The sequence below is a fragment of the Cryobacterium sp. genome (genome assembly GCF_026786305.1).
In the GTDB taxonomy this organism is placed as follows: Bacteria; Actinomycetota; Actinomycetes; order Actinomycetales; family Microbacteriaceae; genus Cryobacterium.
Genome location: NZ_JAJAYI010000037.1, coordinates 101,157 through 118,166 on the forward strand (window position 1 = coordinate 101,157; position 17,010 = coordinate 118,166).

17 protein-coding genes are annotated in these 17,010 nt (G+C 66.8%); 3 read left to right on the plus strand and 14 right to left on the minus strand.

Annotated features, from left to right (window positions below; genetic code table 11):
- Nucleotide 1 precedes the first annotated feature (1 nt).
- The 12 genes from LH475_RS04265 to hemE all read right to left on the minus strand — a co-directional run bounded on the left by LH475_RS04265 (nt 2) and on the right by hemE (nt 10,430).
- Nucleotides 2–352: a hypothetical protein gene (locus LH475_RS04265; RefSeq protein ID WP_196842852.1), complete on the minus strand. Its 351-nt coding sequence runs from the start codon at nt 350–352 to the stop codon at nt 2–4.
- Nucleotides 353–452: 100 nt separating this feature from the next.
- Nucleotides 453–1,826 (minus strand): glutamate-1-semialdehyde 2,1-aminomutase, encoded by a 1,374-nt coding sequence (gene hemL / locus LH475_RS04270; RefSeq protein ID WP_297412942.1) that lies wholly within the window; start codon nt 1,824–1,826, stop codon nt 453–455.
- Nucleotides 1,823–2,806 carry a porphobilinogen synthase gene (gene hemB / locus LH475_RS04275; protein ID WP_196842854.1) on the minus strand — a complete coding sequence of 328 codons (984 nt, stop codon included), beginning with the start codon at nt 2,804–2,806 and terminating at the stop codon, nt 1,823–1,825. Before hemB ends, hemL begins: the two co-directional genes overlap by 4 nt.
- Nucleotides 2,807–2,863: 57 nt before the next feature.
- Nucleotides 2,864–3,652, minus strand: a complete 789-nt coding sequence (locus tag LH475_RS04280) for a uroporphyrinogen-III synthase (protein WP_196842855.1) — start codon at nt 3,650–3,652, stop codon at nt 2,864–2,866.
- Nucleotides 3,653–3,656: 4 nt separating this feature from the next.
- Entirely contained in the window at nt 3,657–4,610 is a 954-nt protein-coding gene (gene hemC, locus LH475_RS04285; protein ID WP_196842856.1) for a hydroxymethylbilane synthase, read from the minus strand.
- Nucleotides 4,607–5,701 carry a ferrochelatase gene (locus LH475_RS04290; RefSeq protein ID WP_297412944.1) on the minus strand — a complete coding sequence of 365 codons (1,095 nt, stop codon included), beginning with the start codon at nt 5,699–5,701 and terminating at the stop codon, nt 4,607–4,609. The genes hemC and LH475_RS04290 overlap by 4 nt, the downstream gene beginning before the upstream one ends.
- Entirely contained in the window at nt 5,701–6,453 is a 753-nt protein-coding gene (hemQ, locus tag LH475_RS04295) for a hydrogen peroxide-dependent heme synthase (RefSeq protein ID WP_196842858.1), read from the minus strand. The genes LH475_RS04290 and hemQ overlap by 1 nt, the downstream gene beginning before the upstream one ends.
- A 70-nt stretch (nt 6,454–6,523) precedes the next feature.
- Nucleotides 6,524–6,814 carry a hypothetical protein gene (locus tag LH475_RS04300; protein ID WP_297412945.1) on the minus strand — a complete coding sequence of 97 codons (291 nt, stop codon included), beginning with the start codon at nt 6,812–6,814 and terminating at the stop codon, nt 6,524–6,526.
- The gene (locus tag LH475_RS04305) at nt 6,801–7,220 is read right to left on the minus strand and encodes a phage holin family protein (protein ID WP_196842859.1); all 420 of its coding nucleotides are present in this window, start codon (nt 7,218–7,220) and stop codon (nt 6,801–6,803) included. The genes LH475_RS04300 and LH475_RS04305 overlap by 14 nt, the downstream gene beginning before the upstream one ends.
- A 66-nt stretch (nt 7,221–7,286) precedes the next feature.
- Complete coding sequence (locus LH475_RS04310) at nt 7,287–7,682, minus strand: YtxH domain-containing protein (RefSeq protein WP_297412946.1); 396 nt, start codon at nt 7,680–7,682, stop codon at nt 7,287–7,289.
- A 116-nt stretch (nt 7,683–7,798) separates the two neighbouring features.
- Entirely contained in the window at nt 7,799–9,292 is a 1,494-nt protein-coding gene (gene hemG / locus LH475_RS04315; RefSeq protein WP_297412947.1) for a protoporphyrinogen oxidase, read from the minus strand.
- 10 nt (nt 9,293–9,302) lie between these two features.
- Nucleotides 9,303–10,430: a uroporphyrinogen decarboxylase gene (gene hemE, locus LH475_RS04320; protein WP_196842862.1), complete on the minus strand. Its 1,128-nt coding sequence runs from the start codon at nt 10,428–10,430 to the stop codon at nt 9,303–9,305.
- 73 nt (nt 10,431–10,503) lie between these two features.
- On the opposite strand from hemE, the gene LH475_RS04325 reads away from it, so the two are divergent.
- Complete coding sequence (locus LH475_RS04325; RefSeq protein ID WP_196842863.1) at nt 10,504–11,877, plus strand: glutamyl-tRNA reductase; 1,374 nt, start codon at nt 10,504–10,506, stop codon at nt 11,875–11,877.
- Here LH475_RS04325 and LH475_RS04330 read toward each other — a convergent pair.
- Together LH475_RS04330 and LH475_RS04335 are read right to left on the minus strand one after the other, a co-directional pair.
- Entirely contained in the window at nt 11,839–12,915 is a 1,077-nt protein-coding gene (locus LH475_RS04330; protein WP_196842864.1) for an alcohol dehydrogenase catalytic domain-containing protein, read from the minus strand. The two genes, LH475_RS04325 and LH475_RS04330, sit on opposite strands and share 39 nt — an antisense overlap.
- 44 nt (nt 12,916–12,959) lie before the next feature.
- Nucleotides 12,960–14,345, minus strand: a complete 1,386-nt coding sequence (locus tag LH475_RS04335; protein WP_196842865.1) for a glycine--tRNA ligase — start codon at nt 14,343–14,345, stop codon at nt 12,960–12,962.
- A 164-nt stretch (nt 14,346–14,509) separates the two neighbouring features.
- On the opposite strand from LH475_RS04335, the gene LH475_RS04340 reads away from it, so the two are divergent.
- On the plus strand, nt 14,510–16,798 hold the full coding sequence (locus LH475_RS04340; protein ID WP_196842866.1) for a carbon starvation CstA family protein: 2,289 nt from the start codon (nt 14,510–14,512) through the stop codon (nt 16,796–16,798).
- Complete coding sequence (locus tag LH475_RS04345) at nt 16,795–17,001, plus strand: YbdD/YjiX family protein (protein WP_196842867.1); 207 nt, start codon at nt 16,795–16,797, stop codon at nt 16,999–17,001. The genes LH475_RS04340 and LH475_RS04345 overlap by 4 nt, the downstream gene beginning before the upstream one ends.
- Nucleotides 17,002–17,010: the final 9 nt, after the last annotated feature.

The window sequence follows — 17,010 nt, forward strand, 5'->3', positions numbered from 1 at the left end:
GCTATGTCGGCAACTTGAGCGAGCCGATGAAATCGATCGCATGCTGGCTGGTGAGAATGACACGGGCGAATTCTTCGTCGACGAGGTCGATCACCACGGCCGGTCGATGGCGCTTAATGGAGACGAAATCTTTGCCGCCGTGAAACTTCCACGTTCCGGCGGCCACGACGAGCGGGATAATCGAGCCGAGGGACCGAATTCCGCGCAACCAGATCCACGGATCCTCGGTGATAATCACTGAGCGAATATTCTCCCGCTGTACCACGATCGACTCGCGTCGTAGCGCAAGGGTTCTTTCGGCGCGCGTCAGGTGGATCTCGAGCCGGTCGGAATGCACGCTCAGGGAGGCCATTGTTCCAGTCTGCCCGGTCGCGCCCGAAAACCCACTGTCTGAACCTCACAAAGCAGTAACGTCCCGGCAAGAGGAACCCACAACCCGACCGATGAGCGGTCTAGGCGGGCATGGTCGCTGCGGCTGCAGCCCTGGCCGCCGCCGGCAGCGCCTCGAAGATGCGCCCGATGGCGCTCTGGTCGTGCGCGTCGGAGACAAACCAGGCCTCGAACACGCTCGGCGGCAGCGACACGCCGCCATCGAGCATGGCGTGAAAGAAAGGTGGGTAGCGAAAAGCCTCCTGCCGCTTGACGTCGGCGTAGGTGCGCGGGGCCGAGTCCTGCGCTTCCTCACCGAACACGAAGCTGAACAGGTTGCCGGCCCGCTGCACCCGGTGGGCGACGCCCTCGGCGGCGAGCGAGGCGGAAACCGCTTCCGAGAGGATGATGGCGGTTGCGTTGAGCCGATCGTACACGCTCTCGTCGAGCAGGTTGAGGGTCGCGATGCCGGCCGCGACGGCGACCGGGTTACCCGACAGTGTGCCGGCCTGGTAGACCGGGCCGGTCGGTGCGAGAAAGTCCATCACGTCGGCCCGACCACCAAGGGCGGCCGCGGGCAGACCGCCACCGATGATCTTGCCGAAGGCGAGCAGGTCGGGCGTGTAGAACTTTTCGCCAGCCGACTCGAGGCTGCTGGTCTCGAGGCCCCAGAAGCCGGAGCGGCTCACCCGAAAGCCGGTGAGCACTTCGTCGAGAATGAGCAGGGCGCCGTTCGAGTGCGCAATCGCCGACAGGGCCGCGTTGAAGCCGGCATCCGGGGCGACGACGCCCATGTTGGCGGCGGCGGCCTCGGTGATGATCGCGGCAATACCGCCCGGGTGCGCTTCGAAGGCGGCCCGAACGGCGCCCAGGTCGTTGTACGGCAGCACGAGCGTCTGCGCGGCGGTCGCCGCGGTGACGCCGGCCGAGCCGGGCAGTGCGAGCGTGGCGAGGCCCGAACCGGCCTGGGCGAGCAGACCGTCGGAGTGGCCATGGTAGTGCCCGGCGAACTTGATCAGCAGGTCACGACCGGTGAAGCCGCGCGCTAGGCGAATCGCGGTCATGGTCGCTTCGGTGCCGGTGGAAACGAGGCGCAACTTCTCGACCGCGCCGACCCGCTCGGCGACGAGTTCGGCCAGTTCGGTTTCGGCCGGCGTCGACGCACCAAAGGACAGCCCGAGGGCGGCGGCATCCTGCACGGCCTTGATGACCTCGGGATGCGCGTGACCGAGAATGGCCGGACCCCACGAGTTGACGAGGTCGACATACTCGCGGCCGTCGGAATCGGTGACGTAGGCGCCCGCAGCCTTCACGAGAAAGAGCGGGGTGCCGCCGACGGAGCCGAAGGCACGCACCGGCGAGTTGACCCCGCCGGGAATCACGCGGCGGGCGCGGTCGAACAGTTCGTCGTTGTGGGTAATCGTGTGTTCCATTGAAGTCGACATCGTGCCGGTCATGCTTGCTCCTCCTTGAACCAGATGGCCAGTTCGACGGCCCAGTACGTGAGTACAGCGTCGGCGCCGGCTCGGCGGATGCCCAGAACCGATTCTTCGACGGCGCGGCGCCGGTCGATCCAGCCCTGCGCGGCGGCCGCCTCGATCATGGCGTATTCGCCGGACACTTGATATGCCCAAACCGGAATATTACTCATGGCGGCGACGTCGGCGAGCACGTCGAGGTAGCTGCCGGCCGGCTTGACCATGACGATGTCGGCGCCCTCGTCGATGTCGAGCTGGGCTTCGCGCACACCTTCCCGGCGGTTGGCCGGGTCAAGCTGGTAGGTGCGCCGGTCGCCGACCAGTGTCGAGGCGACAGCTTCGCGAAACGGGCCGTAGAAGGCGGAGGCGTATTTGGCCGAGTAGGCGAGCAGGGCCGTGTCTTCAAAACCGTTGGTGTCGAGGGCCTCGCGCACGGCGGCGACCTGGCCGTCCATCATGCCGGAGAGGCCGAGCAGCGCGGAACCGGCCGTTGCCTGGGCCAGCGCCATGTCGCGGTAGCGCTCCAGGGTGGCGTCGTTGTCGACGTGGCCGTCGGCTGCGAGCACGCCGCAGTGGCCGTGGTCGGTGAATTCGTCGAGGCACAGGTCGGTCTGCACGACGAGCGCGTCGCCGATCTCGTCGACGAGCGCGCGAGTGGCCAGGTTGAGGATGCCGCTGGGGTCGGTCGCACCGGTACCGGTCGCGTCACGCCTCGATGGCACCCCGAACAGCATGATCCCGCCAACGCCGGCTTCGGCCGCCTGAACGACGGCACGTCGTGCACTGTCGATGCTGTGCTGCACGACACCGGGCATCGAGCCGATCGGGCGGCTGTCATCGCCTTCGCGCACGAACATGGGAAGCACAAGCTCGGCCGGGTGAACACGAATTTCACTGGCCAGGCGACGAAGGGCGCCGCTGGTGCGCAGACGTCGTGGGCGGATTACGGGGTTGGTCACCCCTGTACCCTACGCCGCCTGGCTGTACGTTTCGTTATCCGGTCGTTACCTGCCCGGTCAGAGCGCCCGTGCGGTCCCCGCCAGCGCGGCGTCGACGAGGGCCTCGATCAGGGACTCAGCGCTGCGCTCGTGGGCAATCACATCGACGCGCAGTCCGAGGGCCCGGGAGTCCTTGGCGGTCTGCGGGCCGATACAGGCCACGAGGGTGCGTTCGGGAATGTCACCGAACTGTTCGCGCACCTGGCGTGCGACGCTGCCGCTCGTAACGAGCACGGCGTGCACGAGGCCCGCCTTGACGTCGGCGACGACCTGGTCACTGACCGGAACACCGATGGTGCGATAGGCGACGACCGATTCCACGTTGTGGCCGACGCGGCGCAGACCCTCGGTGAGCAGCGGTTTGGCGATCTCACTGCGCAGGGTCAGCACGCGCAAGGGGATGACGCCGGCCGTGGCGGTCTCCCATTCCTCGAGCAGGCCGCGCGCGGAGTTGTCTTCGGACGGAACGATGTCCACATGATAGCCAGCCGCAACGAGCGCGGCCGCGGTGGTTTCACCGACCGCGGCGATGCGCGTTCCGCGCGCGACGACGGCGCGGTGCGACGACAAAACGTCCACGGTCGTGGCGCTGGTGATGGTCATCCAGTCGAATTCCCCGGCGGCGAGGCGGGTCAGCGCCGCGTCGAGCGCGGGGGCGTCGTCGGTCGCGGCGAAGTTGATCATGGGAGCGACGATCGGATGCGCACCCTTGGCCCGCAGGTTTGCCGCCACCTGGTCACCCCAGGGTCCGCCGCGCGGAACGAGAACTCGCCAGCCCGCCAGGGGCTTGGTCAGTCGTTTGGTCACGTGGTCACCCAGTCACTTTCAGGGGAGCGAACTCGGCCGCGCCACCGGCCAGAAGATCTATGGACACTCGTTCAGCCACATCGAGCGCGGCTTCGGTCAGATGGAGTGCGGAATGGGAATCGGGAGTCGCCGCGTGCGAACTGGTGACCCTGCGGGAGCCATCCGGGCTGTAGACGGTCGCGGTGAGAAAGAGCAGCCCATCGTCGAGGACCGCGGTCGCACCGATCGGTGCGGAACAGCCGGCCTCCAGGCGGGCCAGCACGGTGCGTTCGGCGGTGGTCGTCGCCTGCGTTGAAGCATTGTTCATGGCGGCGAGCGCCACCCCCAGCAGGCGTTCGGGCTTACCCGCACGCACCTCGATGGCGAGTGCACCCTGGCCGGGCGCGGTCGGCCAGGCGGACAGGTCGAGAAAGTCGGTCGCGACGGAATCGAGGCGGCCGAGGCGACCGAGGCCGGCGGCGGCGAGAACCACGGCGTCGAGGTCACCCTCGGCGACACGGCCGATGCGAGTGTCGATGTTGCCGCGAATATCGACGATCGTCAGGTCGGGGCGACGCTCCCGGAGCTGGGCCATTCGGCGGGGCGAGCCCGTTCCGACGCGGGCCCCCTCGGGCAGGGTTTCCATGGTGAAGCCGGCGCGCGCGCAGAGCACGTCGCGGGCATCCGCCCTCTTGGGTGTTGCGCCGATACGCAAACCCGGGTGGGCCTCGGTCGGCAGATCCTTGAACGAGTGCACGATGGCGTCACACTCATCGTTCAACAGGGCTTCGCGCAGGGCGCTCGCGAATACACCGGTGCCGCCGAGGCTCGAGAGCGGCTCGCTGGAGCTGTCGCCGTGCGTGGTGACGCGCACGATTTCGACCTCGACACCGGCCGATGCCGCGATGCGGTTGACGATGGTCTGGGTCTGTGCGAGCGCGAGGGCACTCGCGCGCGTTCCCACGCGAATCACGGTCACGGTGCCATCCCGGCAACGGCGGGCTTGAAACCGAGGCGCACGTTTTCACAGCAGCCGGGGCGGCACACGTCATACCAAGGGCCGAGCTCCGTTACGGCCGGGCGGTCGGCCACCGGGGTGTCCTCGAGGCGTTCCACAACGAGGTCGACGAGTCCGCTGACGAATTCCGGCGCGACCCCCGGGGTGGGCACGCGCACAGCAACCAGGCCGTGCTGCTCGCAGCTCTCGAGTGCCTCGTTGTCGAGGTCCCACATGACCTCCATGTGGTCGCTCACGAATCCGAGTGGCACGATGACGATGGCACGGATGCCGCGGGCCGGCAACAGGGCGATCGCGTCGTTGATGTCGGGCTCGAGCCACGGCATGCTCGGTGGGCCGCTGCGTGACTGGAAGACCAGCTGCCAGGGGGTATCAGTGCCCGTCATGACCTTCTGGGCTACCGCGAGGTGCTGGGCGGCATAGGCACCGCCCTCACCGAAGCCACGATCGGCCGGGCCGCTTTTATTCGCGTCGGTCATGGGAATCGAGTGGGTGGAGAAGAGAACCTCCACCTCGGTGTCGAGGTTGATGCCGGGAACGGCTGCCGCGACATCCGCCAGTCCCTTGCGCACGCCGGTGACGAAGGGTGCGACAAAGCCGGGGTGATCAAAGAACTGGCGCACCTTGTCGATGGTCACGACGCCCTCGAGGTTATTCTTGGTCAGGGCAGCGGCGAAGTCCTCACGGTACTGGCGGCAGCCCGAATACGAGCTGTACGCGCTCGTGGCAATGGCGAGCAGTCGGTCTTGGCCGTCGGCGTGCGCCCGGGCGATGGTGTCGGAGAGGTAGGGCGCCCAGTTGCGGTTGCCCCAGAGCACCTTGAGGTCGATGCCGCGGCGGTCGATCTCGGCCTGCAGTGCCGCCTGCAGCACACGGTTCTGGTCGTTGATCGGGCTGACGCCACCGTAGTGGCGGTAGTGCTTGGCGACGACTTCGAGACGTTCCTCGGGAATGCCGCGACCACCGGTCACGTTTCGCAGAAACGGAATCACGTCGTCCTGGCCCTCGGGCCCGCCAAAGCCGGCCAACAGAATTGCGTCGTAGTGGGTCATTACTGCAACACCTCCACGAGCTCGGCGGTGCTGATGCGGCGTCCGGTGTAGAACGGGATCTCTTCGCGCACATGGAGACGGGCCTCGGTATCGCGCAGGCCACGCATGAGGTCAACGAGCTCGGTCAGCTCGTCGCTCTCGATCGGCAGCAACCACTCGTAGTCACCGAGGGCGAAAGCTGACACCGTGTTCGCGATGGCGCCACGGTACGCGGCCCCCTTGCGACCGTGGTCAGCGAGCATGCGGCTGCGGTCAGCTTCAGGCAGCAGGTACCACTCAAAGCTGCGCACGAAGGGGTAGACGGTCATCCATGCCTTCGGCTCGATGCCGCGCAAAAAGCCCGGAACGTGGCTCTTGTTGAATTCGGCGTCGCGGTGCACCCCCATAGCGTTCCAGGTGGGTAGCAGGCTCTTGAGCAGGCGGCTGCGGCGCAGCTCACGATTAGCCCACTGCAGGCTTTCGGCGTTGGGCGCGTGGGTCCAGATCATGACGTCGGCGTCCGACCTGAGGCCGGAGACATCGTAGAAGCCACGCACGGTGACGCCCTCATCCTCGATGAGGGCCAGCACATCGTCGAGTTCGTTCACGGCGTGCGGTACATCGCGGCCATCGAGGTCATCGGGGTTGCGCGGATCTTTTCGCAGGACGGTAAAGAGGGTGAAACCTTGCGGCGAAGCCGTCGGTACCTCGGAATCGGTGGAAGTGGTGGGCTGAACGCTGGTTACTGCCTCTCCGGCAGCCGGGTGAGTCATGAGACTAGTTTGCTCCGTATTGGCCCGGCACCAAAATCAGCGTTGCGGTTTCTGTGAACCGGCTCGGAACCTAGCGGTTCTTGGCGACCGCGGACGCACCGAACCAGACGATGACACCCACGACCGTGGCCGCGCCAGCCGCAATGCCGGCCAGGGCAGCCGGGCTGTCTTCGCCGAGCTGACGCAGGGCGTGCGCCAGGCGACGCCGTTTGATGCGCAGTTGCTTGGGCAGGTTGAACTTGTACTCGATCGCATCGAGCGTGGAGGCGAGCTCCGCGCGGGCGTGCCGGGCTTCAGCGCGGAACTCCTTGATGTCGTGCTTCTCGCCCGACGGGCTGACAGCGGGGCTATTTGTGGTCATATTCGCCAACTCCCTTGAATGCATCGACGTCGTGACGAATACTCGCGTGTACACCCTCGGGGTCGGCTTTCGTGGCTGCCTTCACCCGGTTGACGCCGATCAGTACGAGGATGACGGCGATGAGCAACAAGGCCACCGCCACGATGAGGGTGGCCAACCAGAGGGGCAACACGAGGGCCAGGGCTATCACTGCGAGGGCGACCAGGACACCGGTCGCAAAAAAGGCAAAAACGCCGGCCACAATGAACATGCCCGCACCGATGCCGACATTCTTGGCCTTCGCGGCGAACTCGGCCTTGAAGGCATCCAATTCGGCCTTGACGAGGGCACTGATCTGGCCGGGCAGCTCCCCGATCAGGGCGAGCAACGGGCGTCTGCTCTTCGGGTTGAATCCACTGCTAGTCACGGATTGCCTTCCCTATGTTCGGGTGTCGGTGTTTCGGGTGTCTGAATTCTACGAGCTCAGAGACGGCTACGGCGTTCCGGACTCGTCAAGGCCAGCCGCCGGCTTGGCCCGGGGCGCCGTCTTCGGTTTCGTCTTCGCGGCGGCCGGGCGGCTCGCAGTGGTGTTGGCCTTCGAGGGAGTGGCGTTGGCCTTTGCGGGAGTGGCAGCGGGGCGCGCGGCTTGCTTTTTCTTGGCCACTGCCTGGTTGACCGCCTTCTTACCGGCCTTGTAGAGGGTGGAGGGAACGTCGCCGACCAGTTCGAGAGCCGCGTCGCGCACCTCAGTCACCCGGCGCTGCACGGGTTTGGCGTTCCAAAGATCGTTCGCAGCGGCAGCGATCTGGTCGTAGCGTTTGCGGCCGGCACGTGCACCGAGCACATAGCCGACGAGTCCGCCCGTGATGAACAGAAGCTTTCCGCGCATTGAGTCTCCACTTTCGTAAGGTTTTCCCAGAGTAACCCGGTTCGTCGTTTCGGTCCCGGGTGCTGCCCGGTATGTCTTGGCGCTCTGGTATCAATACAGGAAGCGCACAGTCTTGGCTAGAGGTCTGGCGCGGTGATGGTGAGGCCGAGGGCGGCGTGCCGAATGCGGTCGCCGGCTTCGAGGGCGTGCGGAATGACCGAGGCGAGGCCGGTTCCGGCCAGCCAGGCGCCGGTGATCTCCAGGGCGGGGGTCGCGGCGACGGCCTCGCGCACCTGCCGCGCACGCTCGGGCGCGCCGAGCGTGGCGGGCGACAAGGCGTCGCGCCACTCGGTGCGGGCGAAGGCGCGCACCGAGTTGGACAGCAACGGCACGCCGAGCAGGGTGGATGCGTCGTGCAGGGCCAGTGCTTGCAGCTCGTCGTCGCTCAGGTCGTCGGTCGGGTTGGGGTGGCCGGCCCGACCGTAGGACAGCCTGACGACGTGGCGGCCGGGGCCGGCCGCTTCGGCAACCCATGCCCACTTCGCCGTGACGTGGGTGAGCGCCTTCGCGGTCACGTTTGGGGCGTCAATCGAGACGAGTACGCCGGTACCGCGCGGGTGCGCGTCAAGGGCGGGCGCGTCGAGGACGAGTGTGGTGAGCGTGACGGCGGTCGGGGCCGGCCAGTCGAGTTCGGCGAGCGCGTCGAACGCTCCGCCGAGCGGGTTGACCAGCCGGAGGGCCTGCGCGCCCTGGGTCGCGACGATGACGTAACGAGCGGTGAGGGTCTCGGCCTGGTCTTCATCAGCTCGCCGAGTGACGGTGACGGCCCAGGTCGGCGCATCGTCGGTGCCGGAACGGGCCAGGGCCTCGGCCGTGATTCCGGTCAGAATGGTCACGTTGTCGTGTTCGAGCGCGGCCACGATGGCGGCGGGCAGGCTGGCCATGCCGCCGAGCAGCCCGCCCACGTTGGAGCCGGCCGGGGCGCCGGAGCGCAGGGCCGAGACAGCGCCGGAGAGCGAGCCGGCGGTGGTGAGGGCGCGGTTGAGTCCGGGGGCGACAACGTCGATTTCGAGGTCGACGGCGCTCGTTGTGTAGACGCCGGAGGCGACGGGTTCCACGAGGCGGTCGAGCACGCGCTGGCCCATGCGCTTCTTCACCAGGTCGCCGAGGCTGTGCTCGCGACCGATGGTGAGCACAGGCATGAGCCGGTCGAGGTAGGCGCGCAGCGAGCCGCTCCAGCCGATGACGCGGCGCACGTCGTCGGCGAGTGGTGAACCGGGAATTCCGAGAACGCCGGCCTTGGGCAACGGAACGCTCACCGCGGCATCCGTTGGTGAGCGCGGTGTGAGGGCGGGCAGGTGCAGCCAGGCACCGGCCACGTTGGGGGAGACGATCTGGTCGGTGAGACCGAGATCATCGACGAAGGCGGCGACGGTACCGCCGCGCACCGCGAAACTCTCAGCACCGCTGTCAAGGCTGAGCCCGTCGAGGGTGTGGCCGGCGACCGGGCCGCCGACGGCATCCGTGGCCTCGATGATGGTGACGGTCAGGCCCACTTGGGCGCATTCGCGGGCGGCGACCAGGCCCGCCACTCCCCCGCCAATCACGAGAACGTCGATCGGTGTGGTCATGTTGCTGCTCCTAGTCGGCCGCGCTCACGTCGTGCACAAGGCTGACCAGACGGGTCAGCACATCGGGGTCGGTGTCGGGCGGAACGCCGTGGCCGAGGTTGAGCACGTGGGAGGGTGCGGTGCGTCCGCGTTCGAGCACGTCGCGCACGTGCGCTTCGAGAACGGGCCACGGCGCGGCAAGCAGAGCGGGGTCGACGTTGCCCTGCACCGGAACGGCGCCGCCGAGCCGACGGTTGGCCTCGTCGAGCGGCACCCGGTAGTCGACGCCGACGACGTCGGCGCCGATGTTGTGCATTGCCTTGAGCAGTTCGCCGGTTCCCACGCCGAAGTGTACGATCGGCACGTTGCGGTCGACCGGCTCCGCGCCGTCTTCTTTGCCCGGCACACTGTAGCTCAGGTCGCGCACGTGGGCGATCGCGGCGGCCGAGGCGGGGGTAACGGATGCCGCATAGTCGGCCAGCGAGAGCGCTCCGGCCCACGAGTCAAACAGTTGGGCGGCGCTGGCCCCGGCGAGCACCTGTGCGCGCAGAAACCGACCGGTGACGTCGGCGGTCCAGGCCATGAGCTTGGCCCAGGCCCCGGGTTCGGCGTGCATGAGCGTGCGGGCGTGGATGTGGTCCTTCGACGGACCGCCCTCGACCAGGTACGCGGCGAGGGTGAACGGAGCGCCGGCGAAGCCGATGAGTGGGGTCGATCCGAGCTGGGCGACCGCGAGGGAAACGGCCGCGCTGATCGGTGCCACGGCCTCGTCGAGCAGGGCCGGGTCGAGGGCGGTGAGTTCGTCGACATCCGCTTCTGTACGCACGGCCTTGCCGAGAACCGGACCCTTGCCGGCCACGATCGACACGTCGACCCCGACGAGTTTGAGAGGCACGACGATGTCGCTGAAGAAGATTCCGGCGTCGACGTTGTGGCGGCGCACCGGCTGCAGCGAGATTTCGCTCGCCAGTTCGGGGTCGAGGCACACGTCGAGCATGCGCGTTCCGACACGCAACTCGCGGTATTCGGGCAGCGATCGGCCGGCCTGGCGCATGAACCACACCGGCGTCACGGCGGGTCGGGTGCCTTGGTAGGCCTGAATCAGGCGGGAGTCGGCGGTGAGACCGGAGGAGAGTGGATGCTGCGCGTTGAGGATCATCTCGCCCATTCTCTCAAAGATCCCTGACCGGTGCGCGACGGAAGCGTACAGCAAGAAGTCGTACAATCGTCTAGTGCTCATTCTTCTGTCCGCCAGCCACAAAAACGCCACCTTCGATGTGCTGGAGAAATTGTCTGTGGGCGGGGGCTCGTCGGCCACCCGCATGGTGAAGCAGCACGGGCCGCTCAGCGGTGCCGTCGTCGTCGCGACCTGCAACCGCTTTGAGGCCTACCTTGACCTGGATGAGCCCTACGGCGTGTCGCCCCTACCCGCCGTGTACGCCGCGATTGAAGCCGTGAGTGCGAGCAGCGGCCTCGACGAAGGCGTTCTGCGCGACAATCTCACCCTCGTGCACGGCAACGGCGTTGCCGAGCATCTGTTCGCGGTGACGAGCGGGCTCGAATCGGTCGTCGTCGGCGAGGTCGAAATCGCCGGCCAGGTGCGCCGTGCGCTCGAGCAGGCTCGCGCCGCCGGAACCACCAGCCCCGAGCTCGAGCGCCTGTTTCAGCGGGCTTCCCAGACCTCGCGCGGCGTCAAGAACCGCACCGGCATCGGCTCGGCCGGTCGCTCGATCGTGCGTCTCGCCCTCGAACTGGCCGAAAGCCGAGTCAGCGACTGGTCGAATGCCCGTGTGCTTTTGGTTGGCACCGGCCGCTACGCCGGCGCCTCTCTCGCCGCCCTGCGCGACCGCGGAGCGGAGAACGTGCGGGTTTACTCGCCGTCAGGTCGCGCCGTCGGATTCGCCACCTCGCACAGCATCGACGCCGTTCCCGCCGGGAATTTCGCCGCCGAGGTCGCCCGCGCCGACGTCGTCGTGGCCTGCACCCTGCGCGATGACCACGTCATCGACGCGGCCCTGATCACCCGCGGTCGCGCCGAAATCGGCGTCGACCCATTCTCGATTGCCGGCGCCACCGCTGACGCGCCGGCCCGCCTCTGTCCGGCCGATGTCAGCCCCGAAGCTCCGCCGCAGCTCATCATTGACCTCGGCTTACCCCGCAACGTGGCGCCCGATGTCACCCTGGTGCCCGGTGTCGAGCTGCTCGACCTCGAGACGATCAGCATCCACGCCCCGCTCGAAGAGCTCAACGCCACGACCGAGGCGCGCGAGATCGTCGGTAGGGCCGCCCGCAAATTCTCCGACGTCGCCGAAGAGCAAAGCCTCACTCCAGCCGTTGTGGCCCTGCGCAGCTACGTGTTCGGGCTGCGCGACGCCGAGATCGCCCGGGCTCGCAGCCGCGGCGACTCGAGTGAAGCGACCGAATCGGCACTGCGCCACCTGGCCGGCGTGCTGCTGCACACCCCCATGGTGCGTGCCCGCGGACTCGCCCGCGCCGGTGAGCAAGACGCCTACCTCAGTGGCCTCGACGCCCTGTTCGGCATCGACGTCACCCTGCCCGCCGTTGGCTCAGCGGAGGCCGCCGGTACCGGTTCCCTCGCGTCCTAGTTCGATCAGGGTGACTCCGGCTGGCGCACCGGGCGTCGACATGGCGGCGAGCGCTGCGGGCGTTTCGGCCAGGGTGATTCGTGTGCTGATCAGGTCGTTCGGGCGCAGTCGACCGGTCAGGACGAGGTCAAGCAGCGCCGGATAGTCCCGAGCGGGCATGCCGTGGCTGCCCAGAACAGTGAGTTCGCGAGCGATCACCGTGCCGAGCGGCAGGCGCGGATCGTCGGCCAGCAGGCCGATCTGCACGTGCCGCCCGCGGGTGGCCAGAGAACGGATGCCAATGGCCACGGTGTTCTCGCGGCCGAGCGCTTCGAGACTCACCTGGGCGCCGGAGCCGTCGGGAGTGACGGCGACGATGCGCCGCACCACCTCGGCGTCATCCAGCCCGGCCGAGTTGACCACGTGCGCGGCTCCGACCCGGGTGGCCGCTTCAAGCGCGTCAGAACTGATGTCGACGGCGATCACGGTGGCGCCGAGCGCCTGCCCGATCATGACCGCGCTGAGGCCGACTCCACCGCAGCCCACCACCACCAGGGTTTCGCCCGCCTGGAGGGCGGCCTGGTGCACGAGGCCGCGATACGAGGTGGCAAACCGGCAGCCGAGCAACGCGGCCGCGCCGGCGTCGAGGTCGTCCGGAATGGCGATGAGGTTCACGTCGGCGTTGTGCAGGACGACCCGCTCCGCGTAGGAGCCCCAGTCGGTGAAGCCGGGCTGGGTCTGGTTGCGGCAGACCTGGCCGTTGCCCGCATCACACTCCGGGCACTCGCCACAGGCGCAGACGAACGGTACGGTCACCCGCTGGCCCACCCGAAACCGACGCACGAGCGGCCCGACCGCGTCGACCACTCCGACCAGCTCGTGTCCGGGAACGTGCGGCAGGGCGATGTCCGCGTCGTGGCCAAGCCAGCCGTGCCAGTCGCTGCGGCACAGTCCGGTGGCCTCGACCCGCACGATCACGCCGGCCGCGCTCAACCGCGGCTCGGGCACCTCGCGCAGCACCGGAAGCACACCGAACTCTTCGAAATAAACGGCTTTCATGGTCTCAGTCTGCCCGACGGATGCCCAAGCATCCGTCTTATCGGCTACGCCCCACGCAGACGCACGGCCAGGTAGGCCTCGAGCTCGGCCAGCGGCACCCGCTCCTGCGCCATCGTGTCGCGGTCGCGCACGGTGACGGCCTGGTCGCCCGGCGAGTCGAAGTCGACCGTGATGCAGTACGGCGTGCCAATCTCGTCCTGGCGGCGGTAGCGACGGCCGATCGCTCCGGCGTCGTCGAAGTCCACGTTCCAGAGCTGGCGCAGGCTCGCGGCGAGCTCCCGTGCCATCGGCGAGAGACGCTCATTGCGCGACAGTGGCAGAATCGCGGCCTTCACCGGCGACAGGCGCGGGTCGAGCTTGAGCACGGTGCGCTTGTCGACGCCGCCCTTCGCGTTCGGAACCTCTTCTTCGACGTAGGCGTCGACCAGAAAGGCCATGAGCGAGCGGGTCAGGCCGGCAGCCGGTTCAATCACCCAGGGCGTCCAACGCTCGTTCTTGGTCTGGTCGAAGTACGACAGGTCCTTACCGGATGCCTTGGCGTGCGTCGACAGGTCGAAGTCGCCACGGTTCGCCACGCCCTCCAGCTCGCCGAACTCGGTGCCGGTGAACCCGAAGCGGTACTCAATGTCGACGGTGCGCTTGGAATAGTGCGAGAGCTTCTCTTTCGGGTGCTCGAACAGGCGCAGGTTATCGGGGTTGATGCCGAGGTCGGTGTACCACTTCGTGCGGGTGTCGATCCAGTACTGGTGCCAGGTCTCGTCGGTGCCGGGCTCGACGAAGAATTCCATCTCCATCTGCTCGAACTCACGGGTGCGAAAGATGAAGTTGCCCGGCGTGATCTCATTGCGAAAGCTCTTGCCGATCTGGCCGATGCCGAACGGCGGCTTTGAGCGCGACGCCTGCAGCACGTTGGCGAAGTTCACGAAGATGCCCTGCGCGGTTTCGGGACGCAGGTAATGCATGCCGGCTTCGTCATCGACCGGGCCGAGGTAAGTCTTGAGCAGGCCGGAGAAGGCGCGCGGCTCGGTCCAAATATGACGGTTGCCGCAGTTGGGACAGGCGATGTCATCGAGGCCGTTCTCAGGCGCACGGCCCTTCTTCTCCTCGTATTGCTCTTCGAGGTGGTCGGCACGAAAACGCTTGTGGCAGCTCGTGCACTCGATCAGCGGGTCGCTGAAAACCTCGACGTGACCGGAGGCCTCCCAGACCTGGCGGGGCAAAATCACCGACGAGTCGAGGCCGACGACATCATCGCGGCTCGTGACCATCGAACGCCACCACTGCTTCTTGATGTTTTCCTTGAGCTCGACGCCGAGGGGGCCGTAGTCCCAGGCGGAGCGGGAACCGCCGTAGATCTCACCGGCTTGAAAAACAAAACCGCGGTGGCGGGCGAGGGCGATAACGGCATCAAGATGAGTGGGTGCGGCCACGGTGGCTCCAATGGTCGAAGGCGCAGGAAGGAGGGCGAATGCCCGGAGGTCTCATTTTACGCGTTCCCCTCGGCGTGAAATCTCACCCGTTGCCCGTTCGTCACCGTGTGGAGGTAACGTAAAGAGGCGGATTCCTGCCAAAGCAAGCTTCTCAAGGGAGAGACATGGGCGCCACGTCCAGTACGAGCAAGGGCACTTCTTATGACCCGGGAGCCCTGCAACGGGTTCCTCACGACCTGGCCGTGGCCGTCGACACCGACGAGATCGAGGCCCACGACCGCAAATGGACGCCGATGAAGATCGCGATCTGGTCGGCTATTTCACTGCTCGGTGGCCTCAGCTGGGTCATGCTCGCCGTCGTGCGCGGTGAGACCGTCAACGCCATCTGGTTCGTGTTCGCCGCGATCTGCACCTATCTCATCGGCTACCGGTTCTACTCGAACTACATCGAGAAGCACCTGCTCAAGCCCGATGATCGCCGCGCCACCCCCGCCGAATACAAGGCAGACGGCAAGGACTTTGCGGCGACCGACCGTCGTGTTCTGTTCGGCCACCACTTCGCCGCGATCGCCGGCGCCGGCCCCCTCGTCGGCCCGGTTCTGGCCGCGCAGATGGGCTTTCTGCCCGGCACCATCTGGATCATCGTCGGAGTCGTCTTCGCCGGTGCCGTGCAGGACTACCTGGTGCTCTATTTCTCGATGCGCCGCGGCGGCCGTTCGCTCGGCCAGATGGCACGCGACGAGCTCGGCCTGATCGGTGGCACCGCTGCCCTCATCGCCACCCTCGTCATCATGGTCATCATCGTGGCCATTCTGGCCCTCGTGGTCACCAACGCTCTCGCGGAAAGCCCGTGGGGTGTCTTCTCGGTCGGCATGACCATTCCGATCGCCCTGTTTATGGGCTGCTACCTGCGGTTCTTCCGGCCAGGCAAGATCACCGAGATCTCAATCATCGGTTTCGTGCTGCTGCTCGCCGCGATCATCGGCGGTGGCGCCGTTGCCAGCACCGAGTGGGGCACGGCCCTGTTCACCCTCGATAAGGTCACCATCGCCTGGGGCATCATCATCTACGGTTTCATCGCCGCTGTGCTGCCGGTCTGGCTGCTGCTCGCGCCGCGCGACTACCTCTCGACCTTCATGAAGATCGGTACCATCGGCATGCTCGCGGTCGCGATCATCATCATTCGCCCCGAGATCACCGCCCCGGCCGTGAGCGAATTCGCCACAAGCGGTGCCGGCCCGGTCGTCAGCGGAAACCTGTTTCCGTTCCTCTTTGTCACGATCGCCTGTGGCGCCCTGAGCGGGTTCCACGCGCTGATTGCCTCGGGTACCACACCGAAGCTCATTCAAAAAGAGCGCCAAACCCGCTTCATCGGCTACGGCGGAATGCTCATGGAGTCGTTCGTGGCGATCATGGCGCTCGTCGCCGCACTGTCGATTGACCGCGGCCTGTACTTCGCCATGAACTCCCCCGCTGCCCTGACCGGCGGCACCATCGAGGGAGCGGTCGCCTTCGTCAACGGCCTCGGCATGACCGGCGTCAACGTGAACGCCGACCTGCTCGCCCAGACGGCAAAGGATGTTGGCGAAGCATCCATTGTCTCGCGCACCGGAGGCGCCCCGACACTCGCGGTCGGGCTCGCGCACATTATGCAGCAACTTGTCGGCGGCACCGCCATGATGAGTTTCTGGTACCACTTCGCCATCATGTTCGAAGCCCTCTTCATTCTCACCGCAGTGGATGCCGGCACCCGCGTCGCGCGTTTTATGATGCAGGACAGCCTCGGAAACTTCTTTCCGAAGTTCAAAGAGACGTCGTGGCGTCCGGGGGCCTGGGTGGCCACCGCGATCATGGTCGCCGCCTGGGGAGCCGTGCTGGTGATGGGGGTGACGGACCCGCTCGGCGGCATCAACACGCTGTTCCCGCTGTTCGGTATTGCCAACCAGCTGCTCGCGGCCATCGCCCTCGCAGTGTGCATGGCGATCATCGCCAAGCGCGGGCTGTTCAAATACCTGTGGATCGTGGCGGTGCCGCTCGGTTTCGCGGCCATCATCACGATCTATGCCTCCTTCCTCAAGATCTTCTCGACCGTTCCCGGCATTGGCTACTTCGCGCAGAACCGGGCGTTCTCGGCGGCCCTGGCCGACGGGCAGACCAGCTTCGGCAGCGCTCCAACGGTCGAGGCCATGGAGGCCGTCGTACGCAACACGATGGTGCAGGGCGTGCTGTCGATCGTGTTCGTGGTGCTGACCATCATCGTGATCATCACTACGATTCAGGCCACCATTCGCGCCTACCGCAACCACTCGAATGCGACGAGCGAAGATGACGCGGTGCAGTCGCAGGTCTTCGCTCCGGCCGGGCTCATGATGACCCCGCCCGAAAAGGTGCTGCAGGCCCAGTGGGATGCCGCGCCGGTGGCGAAGCGCCCGAAGAAGACCGGTCACTCATGACGGTTTCGGTGGTTGTTCGCGCGGGCGCCCGCCGCGTGGTCTGGTGGGTTCGTGCCCTCATGGGCGAAGACGCCTATGACAAGTACGCGACACACCACGCGAGTTGCGAAACCAATGCGGCGCATCCGATCATGACCGAACGGGAGTTCTGGCGGGACCAGACTGACCGGCAGGACAAGAACCCGCAGGGGCGCTGCTGCTAGAGCGAGGGC